The following is a 3,227-nucleotide window of genomic DNA, read 5'->3' as shown; positions in this document are numbered from 1 at the left end:
GCCCGGTGGCGCGGGGTGGACGCGGGGGTGACGGTCGCCACCGCGGGCGGTCATCCCGCTGGAGCAGCTCGAAGAGCGGCAGGAGCAGGACGGGGACCCGCGCTCACCCCTCGGGCGTCCACACGTCCGTCCGGCTCATCCCCGCCGCGCGCCCCTTGCCCGAGATCACCAGCGCCATCTTCCGCGACGCCTCGTCGATCATCTCGTCGCCCAGCATCGCCGCGCCCCGCGCGCCCCCCGCCGCCGACGTGTGGTGCTCGTACGCGTCCAGGATGTTCTCCGCGTGGTCGTAGTCCTCCTGCCGCGGGCTGTAGACCTCGTTCGACGCCTCGATCTGCCCAGGGTGCAGCACCCACTTCCCGTCGAACCCCAGCGCCGCCGACCGCCCGGCCACCCGCCGGAACCCGTCCACGTCGCGGATCTGCAGGTACGGCCCGTCGATCGCCTGCTTCCCGTGCGCCCGCGCCGCCATCAGGATCTGCATCAGGATGTGGTGGTACGCGTCGCCCACGTCGTACCCCGGCGGCTGCTCGCCGACCACCAGGGTCTTCATGTTGATCGACGCCATGAAGTCCGCGGGGCCGAAGACGAGCGCCTCCACCCTGGGCGAGGCGGTCGCGATCGCGTTCACGTTCACCAGCCCCAGCGCGTTCTCGATCTGCGCCTCGATCCCGATCCGGCCGACCTCGTGCCCCGCCGCCCGCTCCACCTGGGTCAGCAGCAGGTCCAGCGCCGCGACCTGCTCCGCGCCCTGCACCTTGGGCAGCAGCAGGCAGTCCAGGTTCGCCCCGTCGCCCTCGACCACCTCCACCACGTCCCGGTAGGTCCACTCGGTGGTCCAGTCGTTGACCCGCACCACGCGCGTGCGCGTCCCCCACCCGCCCTCGTTGAGCGCCTCCACGACCCGCCTGCGCGCGTCCGGCTTGGCCAGCGGCGCGCACGCGTCCTCCAGGTCCAGGAAGACCTCGTCGGCGGGCAGGCCGCGCGCCTTGTCGATCATCTTCTGGCTCGACCCCGGCACGGCGAGGCAGGAGCGGCGGGAGCGGGTCGTGCGGTCGGCCACGGCGGGACCTCCTGGGGCGGGGAGCGGGCGAACCGCAGACTGGCACGGGGCCGAACCGGCCGCCATCGGGCTGAGGGCCGGCTCACAGCGGCTGTGGCAGGCTGGGCGGGTGGAGATCGGGCAGGTGCTGGACAACGCGCTGCGCAAGGCCGCGGCCATCTGGGTGGCCCCCGAGGGGCATCCGGCGAAGCTGGTGTGGGCGCTGTGGCGCGACGGCGCGGCGCTGGTCGTCACCGGCGGCGCCGAGCAGCGCGTCGACGGGCTGGCCGACGGCGTCGCGTGCACCGTCACCGTCCGCTCCCACAGCACCCGCTCGCACCTGCTGACCGCGACCGCCACCGCCCGCCTGCTCACCCCGGACGAGAACACCGCGCTCGCCCTGCGCGCCGCCCGGCTCAACGCGACCCCCGCGTGGGAGTCGGTGCACCGGTTGGAGTTCGCGTGATCGAGGTGCCCGCCGGGTTCGGCCAGGGGCTGGACGGCGCCCTGGACTGGATCGCCGCCCTGCCGCGCCTCGCCACCCGCGCGTGCGCGGCCTGGGAGCTGACCCCGGACGGCGACCTGCTGTCCGGCATGACCGCCGTCGTGCTGCCGGTGCGCCGCGCCGACGGCTCCCCCGCCGCGCTCAAGCTGGTCTGGCAGGACGACGAGACCAGGGGCGAGCCGCTCGCGCTGCGCGCCTGGGACGGCGACGGCGCGGTGCGGCTGCTGGAGCACGACGCGGACACCGGCGCGCTGCTGCTGGAGCGCCTGCACGCCCGCCGCTCGCTGCTGGACGTCCCGATCGCCGAGGCCGTCGCGGTCGCCGCGGGCCTGATGCGCAGGCTCGCCCTCCCCGACGCCACCGGGTTCCGGCGCGCCGAGCCGGTCGACGTGGTCGCCGAGAACGCCGCGGTCGGCTCCCCGGCGCCCGCGCGGATCGCCGAGGCCGCCACCGAGCTGGGCCGCGAGCTGACCGCGAACGCCGCGCGCCTGCTGGTGAACGAGGACGGGCACTACGAGAACGTGCTGGCCGCCGACCGCGAGCCGTGGCTGGTGATCGACCCGAAGCCGCTGTCCTGCGACGTGGAGGTCGGCGCGGTCGCCCTGCTGTGGAACCGGATCGCCGAGGTGGACGGGGAGCGCGGCGTGCGCGAGCGGCTGGCCGCCGTGGTCGACGCGGCCGGGATGGACCCGGAACTGGCGCGCGACTGGGCGTTCTACCGGGCGGCGAGCGCGTGGCCGTGGTTCCACGCGCAGGGCTTCGACGTCTCCCCCGGAGCCTGCGAGACGATCACCCGCGCGCTCAGCCCGCGCTGACCGCCGCGCCCCACTAGCCTTGTCCCCGTGGTCGGAGTGAACCGGGTCTTCGCGGCCCAGCTGGCCGGACTGCCCGTGTTCGGGCCGGACGGGGAGTCCATCGGCAAGGCCCGCGACCTGGTCGTGGGCCTGCGGGTGGACCGACAACCCCCGCGCGTGCTGGGGCTGGTGGTGGAGCTGGTGACCCGGCGTCGGATCTTCGTGCCGATGCTGCGGGTCACCTCGATCGAGCCGAACGCGATCACGCTGGCGACCGGGTCGGTGAGCCTGCGCCAGTTCCACCAGCGCGCCAACGAGGTGCTGGTGGTCGGCGAGCTGATCGACGCCCGCGTCACCGTCGGCGGGACTGCGGCCGTGCTGGTGGACGCCGCGATGGAACCGGCCCGCACCCGCGACTGGCGGATGACCAGGGTCGCCGTGCGCGAGCGCACCGGCAGGCTCGCCCGCAGGGGCAAGGTGCAGGTGCTGCGCTGGGACGAGGTCGTCGGGCTGTCGGTGAGCGAGGTCGCGGGCCAGCCTCAGGGCGCCCAGCACCTGGTGGCGATCTTCGAGACGATGCGCGCGGCGGACGTGGCGAGCGCGCTGCACGACCTGCCGCTCAAGCGCCGCTACGAGGTCGCCGAGGCGCTGGACGACGAGCGGCTCGCCGACGTCATCGAGGAGCTGCCCGAGGACGACCAGAAGGACCTGCTGGCGCACCTGGACGACGAGCGGGCCGCCGACGTGCTGGAGGCGATGAACCCGGACGACGCGGCCGACCTGCTCGCGGAGCTGCCCGAGCGGGACAAGGAGCGGCTGCTGGAGCTGATGGAGCCGGAGGAGTCGGCCCCGGTGAAGCGGCTGCTGGAGTACAGCTTCGACACGG

General features: G+C 74.7%; 4 protein-coding genes. 3 read left to right on the top strand and 1 reads right to left on the bottom strand.

All coding sequences use genetic code 11. The annotated features are described in order from the left end of the window. Nucleotides 1-103 precede the first annotated feature (103 nt). The gene (locus ACTUAL_RS13750; protein ID WP_440900507.1) at nt 104-1,063 is read right to left on the bottom strand and encodes an HpcH/HpaI aldolase/citrate lyase family protein; all 960 of its coding nucleotides are present in this window, start codon (nt 1,061-1,063) and stop codon (nt 104-106) included. A gap of 109 nt (nt 1,064-1,172) precedes the next feature. Here ACTUAL_RS13750 and ACTUAL_RS13745 point away from each other — a divergent pair, with 109 nt between their 5' ends. The 3 genes from ACTUAL_RS13745 to ACTUAL_RS13735 all read left to right on the top strand — a co-directional run. After that, a complete protein-coding gene (locus tag ACTUAL_RS13745) occupies nt 1,173-1,508 on the top strand; it encodes a hypothetical protein (RefSeq protein WP_440900506.1) in 336 nt (111 codons plus the stop codon). Then, complete coding sequence (locus tag ACTUAL_RS13740) at nt 1,505-2,362, top strand: aminoglycoside phosphotransferase family protein (RefSeq protein WP_440900505.1); 858 nt, start codon at nt 1,505-1,507, stop codon at nt 2,360-2,362. The genes ACTUAL_RS13745 and ACTUAL_RS13740 overlap by 4 nt, the downstream gene beginning before the upstream one ends. 27 nt (nt 2,363-2,389) lie before the next feature. Further along, nucleotides 2,390-3,227: magnesium transporter MgtE N-terminal domain-containing protein (locus tag ACTUAL_RS13735; RefSeq protein WP_440900504.1), on the top strand; the 838-nt coding region annotated here is incomplete at its 3' end.

It is taken from the genome of Actinosynnema sp. (genome assembly GCF_052038725.1).
Note: the sequence above shows the minus strand (reverse complement) of the source record. Positions and strands in the feature narration are given on the sequence as shown.